At 41.2% G+C, this 22,074-nt stretch carries 18 protein-coding genes; 2 read left to right on the plus strand and 16 right to left on the minus strand.

Features of this window, described 5'->3' with window-relative positions:
* The 16 genes from HMPREF0849_RS04495 to HMPREF0849_RS04570 all read right to left on the minus strand — a co-directional run.
* The coding region (locus HMPREF0849_RS04495) for a Spy0128 family protein (protein WP_232202895.1) at window positions 1-2,147 on the minus strand (2,147 nt) is incomplete at its 3' end.
* Between the two features lie 204 nt (window positions 2,148-2,351).
* A complete protein-coding gene (locus HMPREF0849_RS04500; protein ID WP_000136204.1) occupies window positions 2,352-3,080 on the minus strand; it encodes an ABC transporter ATP-binding protein in 729 nt (242 codons plus the stop codon).
* A complete protein-coding gene (locus tag HMPREF0849_RS04505) occupies window positions 3,080-4,087 on the minus strand; it encodes an ABC transporter substrate-binding protein (protein WP_000754529.1) in 1,008 nt (335 codons plus the stop codon). Before HMPREF0849_RS04505 ends, HMPREF0849_RS04500 begins: the two co-directional genes overlap by 1 nt.
* Window positions 4,088-4,123: 36 nt before the next feature.
* Window positions 4,124-4,882, minus strand: coding sequence for an ABC transporter permease (locus tag HMPREF0849_RS04510; RefSeq protein WP_009013602.1), 759 nt, complete (start codon window positions 4,880-4,882; stop codon window positions 4,124-4,126).
* Window positions 4,845-5,135: a thiamine-binding protein gene (locus HMPREF0849_RS04515; protein WP_000647677.1), complete on the minus strand. Its 291-nt coding sequence runs from the start codon at window positions 5,133-5,135 to the stop codon at window positions 4,845-4,847. Before HMPREF0849_RS04515 ends, HMPREF0849_RS04510 begins: the two co-directional genes overlap by 38 nt.
* 276 nt (window positions 5,136-5,411) lie before the next feature.
* Window positions 5,412-8,045, minus strand: coding sequence for a DNA polymerase I (gene polA, locus HMPREF0849_RS04520; RefSeq protein ID WP_000358441.1), 2,634 nt, complete (start codon window positions 8,043-8,045; stop codon window positions 5,412-5,414).
* 129 nt (window positions 8,046-8,174) lie between these two features.
* Window positions 8,175-11,471 (minus strand): SIALI-17 repeat-containing surface protein, encoded by a 3,297-nt coding sequence (locus HMPREF0849_RS04525; protein ID WP_000358512.1) that lies wholly within the window; start codon window positions 11,469-11,471, stop codon window positions 8,175-8,177.
* Window positions 11,472-11,587: 116 nt separating this feature from the next.
* Complete coding sequence (locus HMPREF0849_RS04530) at window positions 11,588-12,709, minus strand: SH3 domain-containing protein (RefSeq protein WP_000142554.1); 1,122 nt, start codon at window positions 12,707-12,709, stop codon at window positions 11,588-11,590.
* A 99-nt stretch (window positions 12,710-12,808) separates the two neighbouring features.
* The gene (locus tag HMPREF0849_RS04535) at window positions 12,809-13,075 is read right to left on the minus strand and encodes a Veg family protein (protein WP_001278165.1); all 267 of its coding nucleotides are present in this window, start codon (window positions 13,073-13,075) and stop codon (window positions 12,809-12,811) included.
* Window position 13,076: 1 nt separating this feature from the next.
* A complete protein-coding gene (gene dnaB, locus HMPREF0849_RS04540) occupies window positions 13,077-14,429 on the minus strand; it encodes a replicative DNA helicase (protein WP_000852476.1) in 1,353 nt (450 codons plus the stop codon).
* A 43-nt stretch (window positions 14,430-14,472) separates the two neighbouring features.
* Window positions 14,473-14,925, minus strand: a complete 453-nt coding sequence (gene rplI / locus HMPREF0849_RS04545) for a 50S ribosomal protein L9 (RefSeq protein WP_000864208.1) — start codon at window positions 14,923-14,925, stop codon at window positions 14,473-14,475.
* A complete protein-coding gene (locus HMPREF0849_RS04550) occupies window positions 14,922-16,895 on the minus strand; it encodes a DHH family phosphoesterase (protein ID WP_000739974.1) in 1,974 nt (657 codons plus the stop codon). Before HMPREF0849_RS04550 ends, rplI begins: the two co-directional genes overlap by 4 nt.
* A 145-nt stretch (window positions 16,896-17,040) precedes the next feature.
* Window positions 17,041-18,219 carry an acetyl-CoA C-acetyltransferase gene (locus HMPREF0849_RS04555; RefSeq protein WP_009013605.1) on the minus strand — a complete coding sequence of 393 codons (1,179 nt, stop codon included), beginning with the start codon at window positions 18,217-18,219 and terminating at the stop codon, window positions 17,041-17,043.
* 81 nt (window positions 18,220-18,300) lie between these two features.
* Window positions 18,301-18,849 (minus strand): ribosome hibernation-promoting factor, HPF/YfiA family, encoded by a 549-nt coding sequence (gene hpf / locus HMPREF0849_RS04560; RefSeq protein ID WP_000599111.1) that lies wholly within the window; start codon window positions 18,847-18,849, stop codon window positions 18,301-18,303.
* A 79-nt stretch (window positions 18,850-18,928) separates the two neighbouring features.
* A complete protein-coding gene (locus tag HMPREF0849_RS04565; RefSeq protein ID WP_000995721.1) occupies window positions 18,929-19,591 on the minus strand; it encodes a ComF family protein in 663 nt (220 codons plus the stop codon).
* The gene (locus HMPREF0849_RS04570) at window positions 19,588-20,886 is read right to left on the minus strand and encodes a DEAD/DEAH box helicase (protein WP_009013606.1); all 1,299 of its coding nucleotides are present in this window, start codon (window positions 20,884-20,886) and stop codon (window positions 19,588-19,590) included. Before HMPREF0849_RS04570 ends, HMPREF0849_RS04565 begins: the two co-directional genes overlap by 4 nt.
* 56 nt (window positions 20,887-20,942) lie before the next feature.
* Between HMPREF0849_RS04570 and HMPREF0849_RS04575 the strand changes: the two genes are divergently transcribed.
* Entirely contained in the window at window positions 20,943-21,578 is a 636-nt protein-coding gene (locus HMPREF0849_RS04575) for a YigZ family protein (RefSeq protein ID WP_000395763.1), read from the plus strand.
* A gap of 15 nt (window positions 21,579-21,593) precedes the next feature.
* Window positions 21,594-22,037, plus strand: coding sequence for a PH domain-containing protein (locus HMPREF0849_RS04580; protein WP_000863899.1), 444 nt, complete (start codon window positions 21,594-21,596; stop codon window positions 22,035-22,037).
* Window positions 22,038-22,074: the final 37 nt, after the last annotated feature.

A 22,074-nucleotide genomic window follows, 5' to 3' on the forward strand; every position in this document is an offset into this window, starting at 1 on the left:
CCTGCTGCTGCGTACTTGATATCTTCGAAAGTAACAGTACCGTCTGCTGCGTTTTTAGCTGTCGCAACGACTTTGTCACCTTCTTTAAGTTCGAATTCGTATTTGTCAGCTTCTAGAGCTTTACCTTCCAAGACTTTAGTAGCTGTGATAGTAGCTGTTGTTGTAGTTGCTTTATAAGTGTTGGTGAAGGTTGGGTTGTTACCTGTAACAGTAGCAACAAGTTGGCCTTGACCGTTATCTGTAACGTTTACTGTCACTTTATGTGTAGCAGTATCGTATGTCACACCTTTTTCGCTACCTGCTTTTTCAGTGATAGTGTAAGTGTAGTCACCTGCTGTTGCGAACTCAATTTCTTTGAAAGTAACAGTTCCGTCTGCAGCGTTTTTAGCTGTCGCAACGACTTCTTCACCTTTTTTAAGTTCGAATTCGTATTTATCAGCTTCAAGAGCTTTACCGTTCAAGACTTTAGTAGCTGTGATAGTTTTTTTAGCTGGTTCAGCTTTATAAACGTTCGTGAAAGTAATGTTCTTTGTATCTGGTGTTGCAACAAGTTGACCTTGGCCGTTATCTTTAACGACTACTTTTACTTCATAAGCATTTGGATCGTATTCAACTCCAGCTACATCACCTGCTTTTTCAGAGATAGTGAATGTACGAGTTTCTTCTTTTGTGAACGTAAGTTCTGGGAATTGAATCTTACCGTTTGCATCGTTTGAAACAGTGTGGAGAACTTTTCCGTCTTCTTTCAACTCAAATTCAAATTGGCCAGCCTCAAGAGCTTTACCGTTCAAGACTTTCTTAGCTTCAAGTTGAAGTTTTGCTTCTTTAGCAGCGTATGTGTTTGTAAATTCTTTCTTAGAATCTTCAAATTTGACGCTCGCTAATTTTTCACCCAAAACATCTTCTACTGTTACAGTCGCTTTAAGGACGTTCGCATCATAAGTGTATCCAGGTTTGTTATCATTAACTTCTTTAATGGTATAGTTAAAAGTTCCTGCTTCTTTGTATTTGATTGCCTCGAACTTCACTTTACCATTCTCGTCATTTTTGACAGTTTGTAAAACATTACCTTTGTCATCTAGAAGTTGGAAACTAAATGCATCTTTTTCAAGAGTTTTACCTTCAAGTTTCTTGGTTACTTCTAGAGCAACCTCATCCGATTTGGCGCCTCCACCAATACCGTCTGTTGTGGTAATTGGTGCAAAACCTTCAAAATCAATTGGTTGAGCTTCCTCGTTTGTAGTTACCGACACGTTATTTAGTACACGTTTAGTAACTTGGTCAACTGGTTTAGTCAAACGAGTACGGTATAGGATGAACAAACCTTTATGATCAAGAGTTCCATCACCATTAGGTGTAATTGAGAAATGGTTCTTATCTGTTACTTGGACATGAGCACTATCCAATTTTGTTCTTCCGTAACCATTTTCCCAGTCTGGGAAGTAGTAACCAGTGATTTCACTTGCAAGAACTTGTCCATCAGGAATAGTATCTTGGATATTTACACCAGTGTAAGATTTTGCATAGCGGTTAACACGGATACGCCAGTTTACATAGTTAGGATCGTCTGAGTCTTGAACTCCCCATTTAGTAAATCCAGTTGGGTCAACGTCTGGAACGATACGAGTCAAATGGTAAACTCCTGCACCAGGAATGTTGATTTCATATTCCTTATTCTTTTCAACATGGTCTGCCCATACTACAGTAAATGATGCAACAATTTGTTTGTTCTCATTAAACTTCTTAAAGTACTCTTCGTTTGTTACTGTAATCTTAGCAGTATTCGTTGCCTTCTCTGTTGTCAGTTTTGCAATCGTTTCACCGTTCGGAGCTTTCAAATCTGTACTAGAATCTACTTCGATTTTGAACTCATTTGGAACGTGATAAACCATGAAATCACCGTTATTCAGAGTTACATTGTCTGGGAATGCGTAAGTTGTTTTAAGATAGAACTTACCTTCTCCATATTTGGCATGATCGACTAATCGGTTCGTATTAATCGTCGGCTCTGTAGTCAAAGTGTACTCTGATTCAGTTTTTTCGGCAGCACTAACTACTCCATTAAGTCTTAGTGCAGGCAAAAAGACCGACACAACCAGTAGCAAGGCCATCAAGCCACGAAAGAGTTTGCTAGTTCTCTTTTTCACCACATTATCCTCCTTATTGTCTATAATGGTTCAATTATATTATACAGATTCATGACAGAATGTCAACTAAAATTTATTTATTTTTATATTAACTTACTATTTATTTAAATATTAAACCTAATCATGCATGTTCATCAGCTTTGAAACAATTAAATCCAAGCAAGATTTTTACTCGGATTTAATATATAATATTGTTCTAAGGATCTAAGTATTTAATCCCAATTCCGCTAAGATTTGTCGTTTGTAGGCAATTTTTTGGACTTCCTTGTCCTCGTTTTCAGACCAATCTAATTTAATTTCTGAAACAATCTGCCCGGGGCGGTTTTTCAAGATATAGATGCGGTCACTGAGATTGAGGGCCTCTTCGATACTATGCGTGATGATCAAGGTCGTCAGCTGCAACTGCTTGTGAATCTCAAGGTACCAAGCGTGGAGTTCCATCTTTGTCATCTCATCCAAGGCACTAAAGGCCTCATCCAAGAGAAAGAGCTTGTGCCCAAAAAGGTAGGTCCGGAGTAAGGCTACACGCTGACGCATCCCACCACTGAGTTCGTGAGGATACTTGTCCCGTACAGCTGTCAACTGGAAGGTCGCAAGGATGTCATCCGCTCGAGCAATAGCCTCTGCCTTATCCACCTTTTGAATCAAGAGGGGCAGGATGATATTGCCAAGCACCGTCTTGTGCTCCAAAAGCAAATCCTTTTGCAACATATAACTCACGCGCCCCTTGGGATTTTCTTCACCGTCCAAGACAATTCGCCCTGACTGAACTTCTAAAATCCCAGCGATTAGGTTAAAGAGGGTGGTCTTTCCAACACCACTAGGTCCCAGGATAGAAACTACTTCACCTGAAGTCACCTGCAGGTTGATATCCTCTAAAATCTTTTCATCGCCATAGGCATAGCTTACGTGTTCTAGTCTAATTTCTGTCATTATTTTACAAATTCGTTAGTGAAGCCCTTGTCAGTCAAGTCTTCTTTAAGGATACCATTTTCTTTATCCCATTTGTAGAAGGCATTCCAGCGAGCTGCATCAAATTGTCCCCATTTTTCCTTGTCACTTGCATATTCTTTTGACAAGTATTTTTGAGATTCGATGACAAAATCACGTTTCTCCTTAAGTTCGGGAGCATTCTTGATCAGGATATCTGCAGCTTCTTCTGGGTGTTCCATGGCATATTGGTAGCCTTTTTTGATAGCTTGGATGACTTTACGAGCTTCTTCCTTGTTGTCTTTGAGATAGTCGTTGTTTGCGATGATAACTGGTGAGTAGTAGTCAAACTCTTTAACATAGTCTTTCAAGTACATAAAGTTAGCATCTACACCCTGAGATTTAGCAAGGATACCGTCCCAACCGTAGTAGATCCAAGCAGTATCAAAGACACCATTGGCAATTGGTGTGATGGAGTTTGAGTCGTTGTTTGGTACTTTTTCGACCTTTTCGAAGTCTCCACCTTGAGATTCCACCAAGGTTTTCAACATAGCAAGCTCCGTTGGGTCATTCCAAGTTCCGTATTTCTTCCCAACCAAGTCTTTTGGACTAGTTACATTATCAGATTTACGAGAGATGATTCCAGATGTATTGTGTTCAACGATCGCTGCAACGGCAGTGATACCTGCCTCTTTTTCCAATTTCTTAGCCATGTAATCTTGGAAATAGATAGCAAATGGTGCCTTGCCATTGATCACCAAGTCAGATGAGCTTTCTTCTGGTGGCAATTTCAAGTCAACATCCACTCCAGCTTCTTTGAAGTAACCTTTTTCCTTGGCAACATACAGCCCTGTGTGGTTAGTATTTGGTGTCCAGTCTAGGATAAAGTCAATCTTCTTGACTTCTGCTTCTTTGTTGTCCTTAGAAGCAGTTCCTTGGCCACAAGCCACAAGCACGACAGCTAGAAGAGCTGTTACAATCGTTAAAAACACTTTCCATGTTTTCTTCATTTTTATTTCCTCTTTTCTTTTCTAAAACGCTCTATTTTAAGTACGTTTCCATTTAATCACATATTTTTCACTGATATCAACCAATTTCATACCCAAAAGGCTGATAATCGACACCAGAATAATAATGGCAAACATGGTATCATACTGAAACAGTTTTTTAGACTGAATCATATAAACACCAAGACCTTCAAAACCTCCCAGCCACTCGGACACCACTGTTGTGATAAAGGCGTAGGAGACACTGACCCTCAGACCTGCATAAAAGTAAGGCAGACTGACCGGGATTTTAAAATGCCACAGGATTTGCCAAGGATTTGCACGCATCAGACTAAACAAGGTCAGCATATCCTTGTCACAGTGCCTAAATCCATCCAAGATACTAACAATGATAGGGAAGGTTGTCGTCAAGATTATCAAGACAATCTTGGGCAAAATTCCATAGCCTAGCCACAAGACCAAGATAGGAGCTATAGCAATGGTCGGAATGGTCTGAACAACCACCATCATAGGGTAAATCAAGTCATTGAGCCAAGTCAGACTGTCCATAAGCACAGCCATGATACAGGCAATCAAGACTCCTAAGACTAGTCCTAGTAAAGCCACTCTCAAGGTCGCCCAACTATGGTGCCAGAGAAATTCTCTGTCACGAACAAAGGACTGGAGAATTTCAAAGGGAGTTGGTAGGATAAACTTGGGTAAAAGTTTGAATATTCCTGCTAACTGCCAGACCGACAAGACTCCTAGAAAGCCCAATAGACTAATGTGTCGTCTCAGTATACTTTTCAAGTTTCTCATCAATACTTAAAATCTCTCCTACATTTATTTTGACATTGGCAAAGACATTATCTGCTTCCTGCCCTGCCACTTCTAGCGCTTCTTGGAGAATACGCATGAGCTCATCAAACTCCCCTTCCAAGACCGTTTCAAAGGGTGTCACCACCATGGTCACGGACTGAGCTTGCAGATAAGCAATCACCTGATCGATAATAGCAATTCGATCAATCCCCTGTGATAGGGGCAAGACTTGCAAAGCAATGCTTGCTTTCATAAAAACCTCCTTTTCTCAGGTTTCCTTTTAACAAAAAGAAAACCCCTTCCATATATGGAAAAGGTGCAGAATTCGGCTAAGTATCGTTCCCTACGCTGGCATTACCCAGATCAGGTGCGGTCGAAGTTTAACACTTCCTCTCAGACTGTACACAGACTCCCATATCTTATATGGACATATAGTAACGCAAATACTAGGAAAAGTCAAGGAAACTGCTTACAGAAAATCTTGAAAAAGAGTTTGAAGGCAAATGCTTCAAACTCTTTCATAACTTTCTTATTTAGCCTCGTACCAGGTTGCCCCTTCATTTTCATCTGCAATAAGGGGAACACTGAGTTGGATGGCTTCTTCCATGGTTTGTTTCACCAGTACTTTGATGGCTGCTAGTTCTGATTTCGGAACCTCAAGGACGATTTCATCATGCACTTGCAACAGCATCTTGGTCTGATAGCCACCTTCAACTAGAGCTTTGTCTAGCTGGATCATAGCAATCTTGAGGATATCTGCTGCCGAACCCTGAATAGGGGAGTTGATGGCAGTCCGCTCCGCAAAGCCACGAATGTTAAAATTACGCGAATTGATGTCTGGCAACTCACGACGACGCTTGAAGAGGGTCTCCACATAGCCCTTATCACGCGCCTCACGCACCACCTCATCCATGTAGTTTTTAATACCTGGGAAGCGTTCAAAGTAAGTGTCAATGTAGGCTTTTGCTTCCTTACGGCTAATGCCCAAATTATTAGACAAACCAAAGTCTGAAATCCCGTAAACCACTCCAAAGTTTACCGCCTTGGCATTGCGACGGTCGTTTGGAGTCACATCCTCAGGACGTTCAATTCCAAAGACCCGCATGGCCGTCGAGGTATGGATATCAGCTCCCTCTTGGAAGGCTTTAATCAAGTGCTCATCCTTAGAGATATGCGCCAAGACGCGCAACTCAATCTGCGAATAATCCGAGCTAAGAAGAACGCTATCCTCCCACTCAGGCACAAAAGCCTTACGAATGAGACGACCTTGTTCCAAACGAACAGGTATATTTTGCAAGTTTGGATCCACACTAGACAAACGTCCGGTCTGAGTCAAATCTTGCACATAGCGCGTGTGGATCTTGCCATCATCCAAGATCCAGTCTTGCAAACCAATCACATAGGTAGACTGAATCTTAGCAATCTGACGGTAGTCTAGAATTTTCTTGACGATTGGCGCAATAGGAGCCAGACGCTCTAGCACATCCACGGCTGTCGAGTAACCTGTCTTGGTTTTCTTGGTGTATTCTAGAGGAAGGCCGAGCTTTTCAAAGAGAAGTACGCCCAACTGCTTGGGTGAGTTGATATTAAACTTCTCACCAGCCAGTTCATAAATCTCCTGAGTTAGCTTTTCAATGATAAGCTCATTTTCAGCCTGCATCTCAAGCAAGGTTTCTTTTTTGACCTTGATTCCAGCGATTTCCATCTTGGCAAGGACAAAAGCTAGAGGCTGCTCCATGTCATAGAGAAGATCTAACTGCCCATGTTCACTGAGTTTTTCAAGCAAAACAGGCTCAGTCTCAACCAATACAGCAACCTTGCGAGCCAAGTGCTCCAAGAATTTCTCTCGTTCAGGGATGGCTTTCTTGACCCCCTTACCGTAGAAAATCTCATCATCAGCCAAATAAGTTTGGCCATAGAGATTCGCAATGGTTGAAATTTCATTGTTCTCGACTGTTGAGAGTAAGTATTTGGCCAAGCGACTATCAAAAGCAGGGGCCTGCAGGTTCAAGTCCAAACGATTTAAAAGAACCTTCGCTTTTTTAAAGTCATACACTTTCAGAGGTGTTTTTTCTAAAAATTCCTTGAGAATCGGCTCCTGCAAGAGCTCAAGTTTGTCTGTAGCGTAAAGTTTATCCCCACAGGACCAGGCAAAACCAACCAAGTCATCTGTATGGTAATTCTCACCAAAAAGCTCAAAGTGGAAGATAGAGTTGGCGCTCAGCATGTCTTGACTGACTTGGTCAACGATAGTGAAATCCAAACTTTCAGGCGCATCCGTTGATGACACATTTAAAGCTTGCTTGAGCTGTTTGAAGCCCATCTCATCGTAGAATTTCCCGAGATTTTCCACATCTGATCCACTATAAAGCAAATCATCAAGGCCAATCTCAATCGGTGCATTTGTCTCAATGGTCGCCAAGGTTTTAGACAAAAAGGCTTGTTCCTTGTCATTGATGAGATTTTCCTTCATCTTAGAAGCCTTCATCCCATCGATATTTTCATAAATACCCTCTAACGAACCGTGTTCTAGCAAGAGCTTGATACCCGTCTTTTCACCGATCTTAGTGACGCCAGGGATATTATCAGACTTATCCCCCATAAGAGCCTTGAGATCTATAAACTGAGCTGGTGTAATGCCCATCTTTTCCATAAGGTAATCTGGTGTAAAGGCCTCAAACTCAGCCACACCTTTCTTGGAAATCTCGACCACCGTATGCTCATCCGTCAACTGGATCAAATCCTTATCTCCGCTAACGATTGTCACATCAAAAGAATCCTTCTCAGCCAAACGGCCTAGAGTCCCGATGATATCATCCGCTTCATACTGGGCCAACTCATAATGGCGAATCCCAAGATGGTCTAACAACTCACGAATGAAGGGAAATTGCTCACGAAACTCATCTGGAGTTTTAGCACGGCCACCCTTGTAGTCTGCATACATCTCTGTTCTAAAAGTCGTCTTACCAGCATCAAAGGCTACCAAAACATGACTGGGCTCAACCCGCTCTAAGACATGATTCAACATGAGTTGAAAGCCATAGATTGCATTGGTATGAAGACCATTAGCATTTTTAAAACGATCCAACTGCTGATAGAGCGCAAAAAAAGCTCGAAAAGCAACTGAAGATCCATCAATTAATAATAATTTTTTCTTGTCCATACACCCATTATAAAGGAAAGCAAGGAAAAATACCATCGGAAAGAGCTGAAAAACGTGGACTTGTCCCTATTTCACCATAAAAAAGAAAAGGACCATTCAAATCCTTTTCTTTTATTGATTTTATGCGATTTATTTGTTTAATTTTCTCTTTGCAAATGGTAGCAAACCAAGAAGGAGACCAATAAATCCTAGCGATGCAACTGCTGAAGCATCTTGGCTTCCTGTATTTGGAAGGAGTTGTTCATCTGTTGCTGCAGGCGCTTTGTAGGTACGATCTTGTTCAGTTCCAAGAGTAGGGTTTGTAGCCAAAGGAGCTACACTGCCAGTGTATTCTGGAACTTCATTTACTGCAGGTTCAATCTTTTCAGCATAGGCTGGAATAGTAGTCACTGCCGGAGCACCACTTTCTGCATAAACTGGAACATTTGCTACGGTTGGGGCACCGCTTTCTGCATAAGGCAGAGTGTTGTTTACTACTGGTATACCACTTTCTCCGTAAGCTGGAACATTTGCTACGGCTGGGGCGCCACTTTCTGCATAAGGCAGAGTGTTGTTTACTATTGGTGTACCGCTTTCTCCGTAAGCTGGAACATTCGCTACGGCTGGAGCGCCACTTTCTGCATAAGGCAGAGCATTGTTTACTATTGGGGCACCGCTTTCTCCGTAAGCTGGAACGTTCGCTACGACTGGAGCGCCACTTTCTGCATAGGCTGGGAGTTCATTTACAGCAGCTTCTACCGCGTTTGCACCTTGCTTGTATTCTGGCAACTCTGCAGTTGCAGCTTCTACTGCGTTCACCCCACCTTTAAAGTCTTCAATTTCAAGAACAGCTGACATGACACTACTTAGAGTCTTAATAGCATCCTCATAGTCTGCTAAAGCTTGTTGCAAGTCTTTGACTTGACTATTCTTGTCACCAGAAACTTGTAAACTTGATAATTGCGCTTTAATCTTAGCAACTTGCTCTTCTAATTTACTTAGCTCAAGTTTTTTCGCATTACTATTTTCTTCTGCTGCTTCCTTGTCAGCTGCAGCGAGTTTAGCTTGGTCTTGACTTGAGAAATCTTCTTGGCTCTTCACTTCGGCCGGTGTCACCCGATCGCTGTCTTTTGCCAAGAAATCATCTAACAAATCTGACGCATCAATGTCACCTTCTTCGATAGCTTTCAAGATGCCGTCCTTACCAATCACTTCTTTAGCTGCCTTAATCGCCGCTTCCTTATCAGTGATAGTGACATCTTTGTTGATGTCGTCGATGGTCTCTTTTTCAATTTTTTCTAAGGTAGCGATTAAATCTGAGCGAACTTTTGCTGCCTCTTCTGCTGCTTCCTTGTCGGCTGCAGCCAGTTTAGCTTGGTCTTGGCTTGAGAAATCTTCTTGGCTCATCGCTTCGGCCGGTGTCACCTGATCGCTGTCTTCTGCCAAGAAATCATCTAACAAGTCAGATGCTTCAATATCTCCATCTTCGATAGCTTTCAAGATGCCGTCCTTGCCAATCACTTCTTTAGCCGCCTTAATCGCTGCTTCCTTATCAGTGATAGTGGCATCCTTGGTGATGTCGTCGATGGTCTCTTTTTCAATTTTTTCTAGGGTAGCGATTAAATCTGAGCGAACTTTTGCTGCTTCCTCCGCTGCTTCCTTGTCGGCTGTAGCGAGTTTAGCTTGGTCTTGGCTTGAAAGTTGAGATTGAGTTTTTGCTTCGGCTGGTGTTACCTGATCGCTGTCTTCTGCCAAGAAATCTGCCAGTAAGTCGGACGCTTCGATATCGCCTTCTTCGATAGCTTTCAAGATAGCATCCTTGCCAATCACTTCTTTAGCTGCTTTGATCGCCGCGTCCTTATCAGTGATAGTAGCATCTTTGTTGATGTCGTCGATGGTTGATTTTTCGATACCTTCAAGCGTTGAAAGCAATTCGCTGTGAGCTTTTTCTTCCGCTGCTTGCTTAGCTTCTTCCTCTTTCTTGGCTTCCTCAGCTGCTTCCTTATCTGCTGCAGCAAGTTTGGCTTGGTCTTGGCTTGAAAGTTGAGATTGAGTTTTTGCTTCGGCCGGTGTCACCTGATCGCTGTCTTCTGCCAAGAAATCATCTAACAAGTCAGATGCTTCAATATCTCCATCTTCGATAGCTTTCAAGATACCGTCCTTGCCAATCACTTCTTTAGCTGCTTTGATCGCCGCTTCCTTATCAGTGATAGTGGCATCCTTGGTAATGTCGTCGATGGTCTCTTTTTCAATTTTTTCTAGGGTAGCGATTAAATCTGAGCGAACTTTGGCTGCTTCTTCCGCTGCTTCCTTGTCTGCTGCAGCAAGTTTGGCTTGGTCTTGGCTTGAAAGTTGAGATTGAGTTTTTGCTTCGGCTGGTGTTACCTGATCACTGTCTTCTGCCAAGAAATCATCTAACAAGTCTGAGGCATCAATGTCACCTTCTTCGATGGCTTTCAAGATGCCGTCCTTGTCAATCACTTCTTTAGCTGCCTTAATCGCCGCTTCCTTATCAGTGATAGTGGCATCCTTGTTGATGTCGTCGATGGTCTCTTTTTCAATTTTTTCTAGTGTAGCGATTAAATCTGAGCGAACTTTAGCTGCATCAACCTGAGCCTCTTTATCAGCTTCGTCTAACTTAGCTTGGTCTTCATCTGTGAATTCTGATACAGGTTCAGCTACTGTTCTGTGCTCGCTTGTATCTGCTGGCCAGTCTACAATAACATCACCAATCTCCAAATCCTCATCTGCGATAGCCTTCAAAAGATCTTCTTTACCAATCTCTTCTTTGGCTTCTTTGATAGCCACTTCTTTATCGGTGATTGAAGCGTCTTTTTTAATATCTTCAATTACAGCATTTTCAAGAGATTCTAGGGCTTGAACCAGAGCATCCGTCGCTTGAGAAACTTGTTCTTTGGCATCTTTTTCAGCTTGGTCTAGTAGGGTTTTCTCCTCAGTAGATAATTTTTTATTAGTTTGAACTTCAGGATCTGTTACCACAGCCTTATCTTCTGCACCTTCTGGCAATTCAGCGATGATATTATCTAAGCTAAGCTCTCCAGACTCAAGAGTATCTGAAATATACATCTTACCGATATATTCCTTCACAGCTTCAGCTGCATCCTCTTTGTCCTCAATCGCTTCCTTATCCTTAATATCACTAATAGCCTGTTCCTCAAGTTCATCCAAAGCCTTCATCAACTCTTCTTTGGTCATTTTAGCTGGATTTGTCGCACCAGGATTAGCTGGACTAGCGTTTTCTGATCCCTTTTCAGTTTGAGCACCGCTCTCCCCTTCTGTTCCAGCTTGTGGTTGTGCAGGAGCAACTGCCTGCTCTTCTGCTTTCCCTTCATCTGCCTTAACTACTGAAGGCTGTGAAACGAGTACACTAGCACCCAATACAGCTGCACTTGCTAAACTTGTTAAAATAACTTTCTTCTTGTCCATTAGACAAAGCCCCTTTTATAGTTTTTAATGTTATTATATTATACTATTTAAAGAACGTCAACTAATTCGATATCCATTTTAAAATTTTATGAACAAGAAGAAAGCTTGTATGATGTTTAAGAAACACTTCCTATCCTTACCCCATCACTGTCTAGTCTGTAGCCATCAATAATCGCATTAACAGCTAAGGCTCCCGAAGCATCGACATAGTAATGTTTACCCGAGACTTGGAACCATTGACTAGCTTTCATCTGGCCAGATTCCTCTAAGTAATACCAAGTTCCCTTGTCTTTAAGCCATCCCGTCTGCATCTCACCCGAAGCCTTTAGATAATACCAATGAGAGCCATCCTTAATCCATCCAGTTGACATGGCCCCATTTTCTTTTAAATGATACCAATTGCCGTTAACTTTTTTCCATCCTGTCGCTAGCTTACCATTCTCTCTGTAATACCAACTCCCTCCTTCTTTTTTCCATCCATTCTCTGTATTTCTTAACTCTGCATACTGCACATATCTTCTAGAACCGCTATAAGACAAATAACCAATCCACTTATAACCATCCTTTTCAAGAACTTGATCATAACTCACACTCTCACCAGCATAATAGTAGTCAATAACCTTTCCTGTACTTGACGGTTGGTCCATAATAGGTGATTTCCCCGTGAATACTATTGTCCCACTAGACGGAAGCTCTGAGCTACGAGCATTCTCACCCGCACTATGGCTAGTAGATAAATCCTTGAAATGAATAAAACCTGTCATCGAACTAGCCTTGACTTTTCGACGGTTATACTTTTCTCGAACCCCATAGTTATACTCTTCGATTTCAATCGTATCCCCTGATACATTTGATACCCAGGCCACGTGCCCATAATATCCTTCTGTCGACCAAGCAATAGCCCCAACTTCTGGCTTAGTATCCACACGGTAGCCTTCTCGCCTTGCACGATGTCCCCATTCATTCGCATTTCCGTAGGCAGGAGGAATCTCAAAGCCATTTACACTACTCAAACGAAAGGCCGCAAAAGAGGTACACTGGCGAGAATACATTCGCCACTGATCGATTTCAACACTACCATTTTTGTAGTGAAGCGGATAGTCATCTCCACGCGCTACACTATCGGCCTGAACCGATTCTCCACCAAACAAAAAGGTACTCGTAACAAACAAAGTAGCCAGCCCTACACCCAACTGAGTATATCCACTCTTCTTAACTCCTGATTTAAAAAACGTCATTCATTCTCCTTAATAATATATATTTCCGAGGTTACCCTCGTTTATACTATTCGGGAGAAAAAGAAAAAAGTGAGCAAAGCTCACTTCATTTTAGGATTCTTAGTCTAGATAGCGAATCAAGTTCTTTTCTGTCAAGATATCTGAGTAGGTGAAGGATTCAACGTAGACATTGGCTTGTTTGTCTCCTTCAACATCCCCAAATTCAACGATAAATAGAGATGGATACACCTCAATTAGCTTACCCAATCTATTTTTTTGGCGCTTACGGCCATTCTCCAAAGTCATTTCAACGACTTGTCCCTCATGCGCCTTGATCTCTTCTTTGATTTTTTTCATCTTGGCTACATCTGTAAATGCATCTGACATCTTATGCCTCCCTCTTTGAGATACTTGAAAATTTATTGTATTCTTTTTGGAAAATCAATTCCACCGTTCCACGAGCTCCACTACGGTTTTTCTCGATGATAACCTCAACCTTGTTATTTGGAATTCCTTCCTCTTCTTCACCCGCACGATCGTAGTAGTCATCACGGTATAGAAAGGCTACGATATCCGCATCCTGCTCGATAGAACCCGATTCACGAATATCAGACAAGACTGGTCTCTTATCCTGACGCTGTTCCACTCCACGAGATAACTGACTGAGAGCAATGACTGGAACCTTCAATTCCTTAGCTAGAATTTTCAACTGACGAGAAATTTCAGAGACTTCTTGTTGGCGGTTCTCACGACCAGTACCTGTGATAAGCTGTAGGTAGTCGATCAAAATCAAGCCTAGATTGCCTGTTTCTTGAGCCAGTTTACGTGAACGCGAACGAATTTCCGTGATCCGAATCCCTGGCGTATCATCAATATAGATACTCGCGTTGGCTAGATTCCCTTGAGCAATGGTATATTTTTGCCACTCCTCATCAGTCAATTGACCAGTACGGATAGAATGAGACTCCACCAAACCTTCTGCTGCCAGCATACGGTCTACTAGGCTTTCTGCACCCATTTCTAGCGAAAAGATAGCAACCGTCTTGTCCAACTTAGTCCCGATGTTCTGAGCAATGTTCAAGGCAAAGGCCGTCTTACCAACCGCTGGTCGCGCCGCTAGGATAATTAACTCCTCCTCATGAAGACCTGTCGTCATATGGTCCAAATCACGGTAGCCCGTTGCAATACCTGTGATATCCGTTGTTTGTTGTGACCGAACTTCTAGGTTCCCAAAGTTGATATTTAGAATATCACGGATGTTCTTGAACCCACTACGATTGGCATTTTCGCTAACATCAATGAGCCCCTTTTCAGCCTGAGCAATGATTTCATCTGCAGGCTTAGAAGCCTCATAAGCTTGGTTGACAGACTCTGTCAACTTGGAAATCAAGCGACGTAGCATAGCCTTTTCAGCTACGATTTTAGCATAATATTCTGCATTAGCTGAAGTTGGTACAGAGTTGACAATTTCAACAAGGTAAGACAAGCCACCAATATTTTGGAGATCCCCTTGACTATCCAAAATCGTCCGAACCGTCGTCGCATCAATCGCTTCCCCACGATCCGACAAATCTACCATCGCTTGGAAAATCAACCGATGAGCATACTTAAAGAAGTCACGAGAATCAATGTATTCTCGGACAAAAACGAGCTTACTCTCATCTATAAAAATAGCTCCCAGAACAGATTGTTCTGCTAAAATATCCTGAGGTTGAACTCGCAGTTCCTCTACTTCTGCCATCCGACTTTCCTTCCTTTTACAATCTTGTCAAGAAGTTGTAAACTTAACCTTCTTTTACACGAAGATTGATGATACTTGTAACATCTTGGTAGATCTTCACTGGTACATCAATCAAACCTACTGCTCGAATTGGTGCTTGCACTTGAATATTGCGTTTGTCAATCTTGATACCAAATTGCTTAAGCAATTCTTCTGCAATCTTCTTGTTGGTGATGGATCCAAATGTACGACCATCTGGTCCAACCTTTTCAACAAACTCTACAACCGTTTCTTCTGCTTCTAGCTTAGCCTTGATGGCTTTTGCTTCAGCAATCATTTCAGCATGAGCCTTTTCTTCTGATTTTTGTTTTCCACGCAACTCACCCACTGCTTGAGCAGTCGCTTCCTTGGCCAAATTCTTTTTAATCAGGAAGTTTTGAGCATAGCCAGTTGGCACTTCCTTAATTTCGCCTTTTTTTCCTTTTCCTTTAACATCTGCTAAAAAGATTACTTTCATTCTTCTTTCTCCTTTTCCTTTAGTTCTTCCAGGATTAGTTGAGTCAATTTTTCTCCTGCTTCCGACAAACTCATATCCTCGATTTGCGCAGCTGCTAGATTAAAGTGACCACCACCACCCAGCTCTTCCATAATACGTTGCACATTGATTTTACTACGACTTCGAGCCGAGATAGAAATAAATCCTTGTGTATTTTTTGCCAGAACGAAGCTGGCTTCAATGCCAGACATAGCCAGCATAGCATCGGCAGCCTTACTGATAACAACTGTGTCATAAGACATTGAGTCCCTAGCTTGGGCAATCAAGATATCTGAACCTAACTTACGACCTTGTAAAATGAGTTCATTTACCTCACGGTACTCTTCAAAATCTGTCGCAGCAATCTCCTGGATAGCAATACTGTCACTTCCCCGTGTTCTCAGATAGCTAGCCACATCAAAGGTTCGACTCGTCACGCGAGATGTGAAATTCTTGGTATCCAGCATCATACCAGCCATCAAAACACTGGCCTGCATACGACTCAAACGATTTTTCTTAGAATTTTGGAACTGAATCAATTCTGTGACCAGCTCACTGGCACTACTTGCCCCACTTTCAATATAGGTGATGACTGCATTCTCTGGGAAATCCTGATCACGTCTATGATGGTCAATAACAATAGTTTGAGTGAACAAATCATAAAAATCTTTTGACAAGGTCAAAGCCGTCTTGGAATGATCCACCAGAATCAATAATGAACGGTTTGTAACTAACTTCATCGCATCTGTAAGAGATAAAAGCTTCGTGACATCTTCCTTCTTCAAGAACTGAATAGCACGTTCGATATCTGCTGGCATATGGTCTGCATCATAGACAGCATAACTGTTCTCAATAATATTACTTGCAAACAACTGCATACCAACAGCAGAGCCCAAAGCATCCATATCTAGATTTTTATGACCGACTACAAAAACTTGGTCAACACTTCGAATCTTATCAGAAATGGCTGTCATCATGGCTCTGGTACGTGTACGAGTACGTTTGATAGATGCAGCAGTTCCTCCACCAAAGTAGACAGGATTCTTGGTTTCGTTATTTTCCTTGACCACCACCTGGTCACCACCGCGAACTTCTGCTAAGTTCAAGTTGAGCAAGGCAATTTTCCCTATCTCTTCATGGTTTCCATCACCATAAGAAAATCCCATACTTAAAGTTAGGGCTAGCTGCCTCTGTTTTGATTCTTCTCGGAAACTATCAATAACAGAGAATTTATCATTCATCAATTCCTCTAGTACTGTGTAATCTGTGAATACATAAAAACGATCCATCCCCACACGGCGAGAGAACATAGCATACTTACTTGCAAATTCTGAAACAAAATTAGCTACAAAGCTATTGATATGGCTGATATCAGAGTCAGACGTCGCATCCTCCAAATCATCGTAATTATCCACTGAGATGACCCCAATGACTGGACGACTAGTTACCAATTCGACAGTCGCTTCGTACTCCCCAGAAACATCAAAGAAATACAAAACACCCGAAGCCTTGTCCATATGAACAGCATATCGTGTTTCGCCCAAGGTAGCATACGAACCTGGATTCCCAACAGAAGCCTTGATGATGGTTTGAATTAACTCAACATCAATTTCGCCTTCTTCAGTAGTTAAAATCAGCTCAGCATAAGGATTAAACCATTCCACTTCTCCGCTTGATAGGTCTAATTTCAGGACTCCCACCGGCATTTGATCAAGCAAAGTACTCAAGCTATTTTCGGCTTGGTGATTTACATATTGGATTTGTTCAATTTCGCTCTTTTCATACTGTTTCTTTTGCCATACAAACAAAAACAGATAAAGAAGTACAAATAAAAACAAAACAGTGATTGTTACAGCAAGATTATGTGAAAAAATAATCAGCAAAGTTAAGATTCCGAAAGTTGCAAGTCCTAGCAAGACTGCAGAAAACGGGATTAAATTATTTTTTTTCATTCTAAACCTCTTGCGCATTATTATATCACAAATGCCCTTAAAAAGCGACCCTTTAAAAGATGCAAGCCCTTCATTTCTCTAACTTCAGACACAAAAAGAGGAGGGAATCATCACCCTCCTACCCACGTGTTCAAATCATTAACACCTAACGTTCCACGATAAGGGCAGTCCCCATCCCTCCTCCGATACAGAGAGTTGCTAACCCAGTTTTAGCATCACGTTTCATCATCTCATGTACCAGTGTCACTAGGATACGGCAACCGGAAGCTCCAATTGGGTGACCAAGAGCAATGGCGCCACCATTGACATTGACAATATCTGTGTTAAAGCCAAGTGTTTTCCCAACCACACAAGCCTGGGCAGCAAAGGCTTCATTTGACTCAATCAAGTCGAGATCATCAACTGTCAAATTGCCTTTTTCAAGAGCCTTGCGAGTCGCATAAATCGGCCCACATCCCATCATCTTAGGGTCCAAACCTGCACTTGCATACGAACAAATGCGAGCAATCACTGAGAGTCCTAATTCTTCCGCTTTTTCAGCACTCATGACCAAGACAGCCGCTGCCCCGTCATTGATACCGGAAGCATTTCCCGCTGTGACAGAACCGTCTTTTTTGAAAACAGGATCTAGCTTAGACAAACTCTCTAAGCTAGCATCTTTTCTAGGATATTCATCTGTATCAAAAACGATCGGATCACCTTTGCGTTGAGGAATGACAACTGGCACAATCTCTTCTTTAAAGCGACCAGATTCTATAGCCGCCACTGCACGTTTTTGTGACTCTAAAGCAAGAGCATCTTGTTCTTCTCGACTGATACCATATTCTTCAGCCACATTTTCAGCTGTAATCCCCATATGGTATTCGTTAAAGGCATCAGACAAACCGTCCTTAATCATAGTATCTACCACTTTTGAATCTCCCATACGGCCACCCCAACGGAAACTTGGCAAAACGTATGGCGCCTGACTCATGTTTTCTGCACCACCAGCTACGATAATATCTGCATCGCCACATCGAATCGCTTGAGCAGCCAACTGCACTGCCTTCAAACCGGAACCACAAACCTTGTTGATAGTAAAGGCTGGAGTAAATTCAGGGAGTCCTGCATGAACGCTCATTTGACGAGCTACGTTTTGACCTAAACCTGCGCCTAGGACATTCCCCATAATCACTTCATCTACTAGCTCTGGTTTGACATTGGCTTTTTCCAAAGCACTCTTAATAACCAACGCTCCCAAATCAACAGCTGAAACATTCTTCAAACTTCCTCCAAAGGAGCCTATTGGAGTTCGCACTGCTGAAACAATCACCACGTCTTTCATAACTGTCCCCATTTATACCTTTTATAATGATGCAATACAAAAGTGGTTTACACTGGTGTAAACCACTTTAAAAATTCTATTTTATGATTCTTTCACTTCTAACAAACCGACTTCACCATCTTCACGGCGATACAAAACATTAGTTGTTTGATCTTCCACATCTACATAGATAAAGAAATCATGTCCCAATAAATCCATTTGGAGAAGGGCTTCTTCTAAATCCATTGGCTTCAAATCAATTTGTTTTGAACGAACGACTTTTGGTTGCACAACATTTGCATCTTCAACTAGAGCGTCTGTAAAGAGTTGACTTGTCGCAACTTTGTTTTTATTCTTACGTTCGATTTTAGTTTTATTTTTACGAATCTGACGTTCAATTTTATCTGTTACAAGATCGATAGAACCATACATATCTTGAGAAATATCTTCAGCACGAAGAGTGATAGATCCAAGCGGAATTGTTACTTCAACCTTTGCTGTTTTTTCACGGTAAACTTTCAAGTTCACACGTGCATCCAACTCCTGCTCAGGTTGAAAATACTTTTCGATCTTTTCGAGTTTAGAAACTACATAATCACGAATTGCTTCTGTTACTTCTAGGTTTTCACCACGGATACTATATTTAATCATATAAGTACCTTCTTTCTAAACATTTTTGTTTTTCTAACTATATTATAACGCTTTCATTTTCATTTTGCAAATTTTTTCCTCATCTTACAAGGGAAAAAGTTTTAACTTCCAAAGCACCCGCTTCTTCCAAAAGTCGTTTTACACGATTCACAGTTGCCCCTGTTGTATAGATGTCATCAATCAGCAAAATCTTCTTAGGAAGTGAGATCCCATCTTTAATAAAAAATGGAATTTCAGTAGCTAACCTTTCCAAACGGCTTTTAGAAGAACTAGCACTCTCTTCTCTTTTTCCTAATATATCTTTAAAAGAAAAGCCTGCTGCCTCAACCAAACCCTCAACTTGGTTGAACCCCCTCTCAAGCAATCTTTCAGGACTTAGGGGAATTACAACAAATTGATAACCTCTATACTTTTTCAGCTCCTCAGCAAGAACGGAAGCAAACACTTTTCTAAGCAAAAAATCACCATCAAACTTATATTGACTGAAAAAGTCTTTCATAGCTTGATTATAGGTAAAGATTGCCTTATGATCAACCTGAATTCCTTCTTTACACCAAAGTTTACAATCTTGACACCTGGTTGACATGCCTGTTTTCATACAGTTTGGGCAATAATTCTCACCAATCTTCTCAAAACTAGAAGCACAAGCTGAGCAAAGATAACTGCAGTCATCCTTCAAAAGGAAGAGACTGCTAAAAGTCAGCTCACTCTTTGTAGTCTGGCCACATAATAAACAGTTCATAACCCTGCCTCCTTATTCATCTGCTTGATTTCCTTGATTGCCTTTTTGATGGAAGCATTTAATCCATCATGAAAGAAGAGCAACTCACCAGTTGGTCTATCCATACTGCGTCCAACTCGCCCTCCAATCTGAATCAAACTAGACTTGGTAAAGAGACGATGATTAGCTTCTACTACGAAAACATCCACACAAGGGAAGGTAACCCCACGTTCCAAGATTGTCGTACTGATCAGTATTGTTAGTTCTCCATCTCGAAAAGCTTGCACCTGCTCTAATCGGTCTTCTGTCACAGAAGACACAAAGCCGATATTCTCATTCGGGTACTGCTCCTTCAAGATTTCTTTTAGTTTTTCGCCTTTCTTAATCTCTGATGCAAAAATCAGCAGAGGATAACCTGTTCTTCTCTGTTTCTCAATATAGGTCTTTAACTTGGTTGACAATTGGTTTTTCTCTAAACAGCGATTAAAATCCGATAACCAGACAGGTTTAGGAATAATCAAAGGATTTCCATGAAACCGTCTTGGCAAGCTTAATCGTTTTAATTCTCCTGTGCGAACCTTCCTATCTAACTCATCTGTAGAAGTTGCTGTAAGGAATATCCTTAATCCATCTTCCTTTACACTATTCTTTACAGCATAGTAAAGCATAGAGTTGTCAACATAAGGAAAGGCATCTACCTCATCCACTATCAACAAATCAAAAGCATGATAAAATTTTAATAACTGATGAGTTGTTGCAATTACTAAGGGAGTTCGAAAATAGGGCTCTGATTCGCCATGGAGTAGCGCTATATCGCAAGCAAAGTCATTCTGCAGTCGCTTATACAGTTCTAAACATACATCAATTCGAGGACTGGCCAAACAAACTGCACCACCATCATCAATCACTTTAGCTACAACTTGATAGATCATCTCTGTCTTTCCAGCACCTGTCACAGCATGAACTAAAGTCGGTTCTTTCTTTTCGACTGCTCGAACCAACCCCTCTGATACCTTTTCCTGAAAAGGGGTTAACTGACCACGCCATTTGAGAACATCTTGCTTAGGAAAATCTTCCTGCGAAAAATAGTATAAGGCTTGATCACTCCTGACTCGCTTCATCAGCAAACACTCCCTACAATAGTAGACGCCGATAGGCAAATACCATTCTTCTAGAATCGAACTATTACAACGTTGACAAAACAGTTTCCCCTTCTCTTTTCTCATTGCTGGCAGTCTCACTGCTACCTGTCGTTCTTCTTCAGTTAATTCTTTCTCAGTAAACAACCGACCGAGATAATTTGGATTTACTTTCATACTTTAATATTCGTAAAAATCTAGCACTTTAGGTGTTTTTTTAGTACAATTAAATCATGGAATTTAGAACAATTAAAGAGGATGGGCAGGTCCAAGAAGAAATCAAAAAATCTCGATTTATCTGTCATGTCAAGCGTGTTTATAGCGAAGAAGAGGCTCGTGACTTCATAACTACCATCAAAAAAGAACACTATAAAGCCACCCATAACTGCTCTGCTTTTATTGTAGGAGAACGAAGTGAAATCAAGCGCACGAGTGATGATGGAGAGCCTAGTGGTACTGCTGGAGTCCCTATGCTTGGAGTCTTAGAAAATCATAATCTTACCAATGTCTGTGTAGTAGTTACCCGCTACTTTGGTGGCATCAAACTAGGTGCTGGTGGTTTGATCCGTGCCTATGCAGGTAGCGTAGCCTTGGCTGTTAAAGAAATTGGCATTATTGAAATCAAAGAACAGGCTGGCATAGCCATTCAGATGTCTTACGCTCAGTATCAAGAATATGGCAATTTCCTTAGAGAGCATAAACTCTTAGAACTCGAGACAAATTTTACAGATCAAGTTGATACAATGATCTATGTTAATAAGGAAGAGAAAGAAAATATCAAAGCTGCTCTTGTTGAGTTCTTTAATGGAAAGGTTACTTTAACGGATCAAGGTTTACGAGAAGTTGAAGTTCCTGTAAACTTAGTGTAAATAAAGGAGAAATACATGGCGTTTGGAAAATTTATTCAAGGACTTGCTGGAAATTTTAGCGAGGAAAACAAAGAGACTCTTATCAAAGAATATGGACAATATCTACTAGAGGATGAAGAAATTCAAAGTGGGTATAAACTTATTCGAGATTCAATTATCTTTACAAATATCCGTATCATCTTTACAGATAAGCAAGGCGCCACTGGTCGCAAGACGTCTGTTAAGTCACTCTTTTTGATGAACATTGTAAACGTTGAAATGGAAACTGCTGGAGCAGGTATAGATGATAGTGAGATTACGATCGCTTATTTAGAAAATATCTTTCTAAAAGCACATAATGAGCATCTGAGTTTCCATAAATTTGAATTCCCTAAAAAAACGGACATCCTTCCGCTTTACACCTATTTATTAGAATTGGCTTATCACAATCGATTAAAAATTAATGGCTTAGACCTTTGATATAAAAAAATCCTATCACTTTGATAGGATTTCTATA

The sequence above is a fragment of the Streptococcus sp. C300 genome (assembly GCF_000187645.1).
In the GTDB taxonomy this organism is placed as follows: domain Bacteria; phylum Bacillota; class Bacilli; order Lactobacillales; family Streptococcaceae; genus Streptococcus; species Streptococcus oralis_CQ.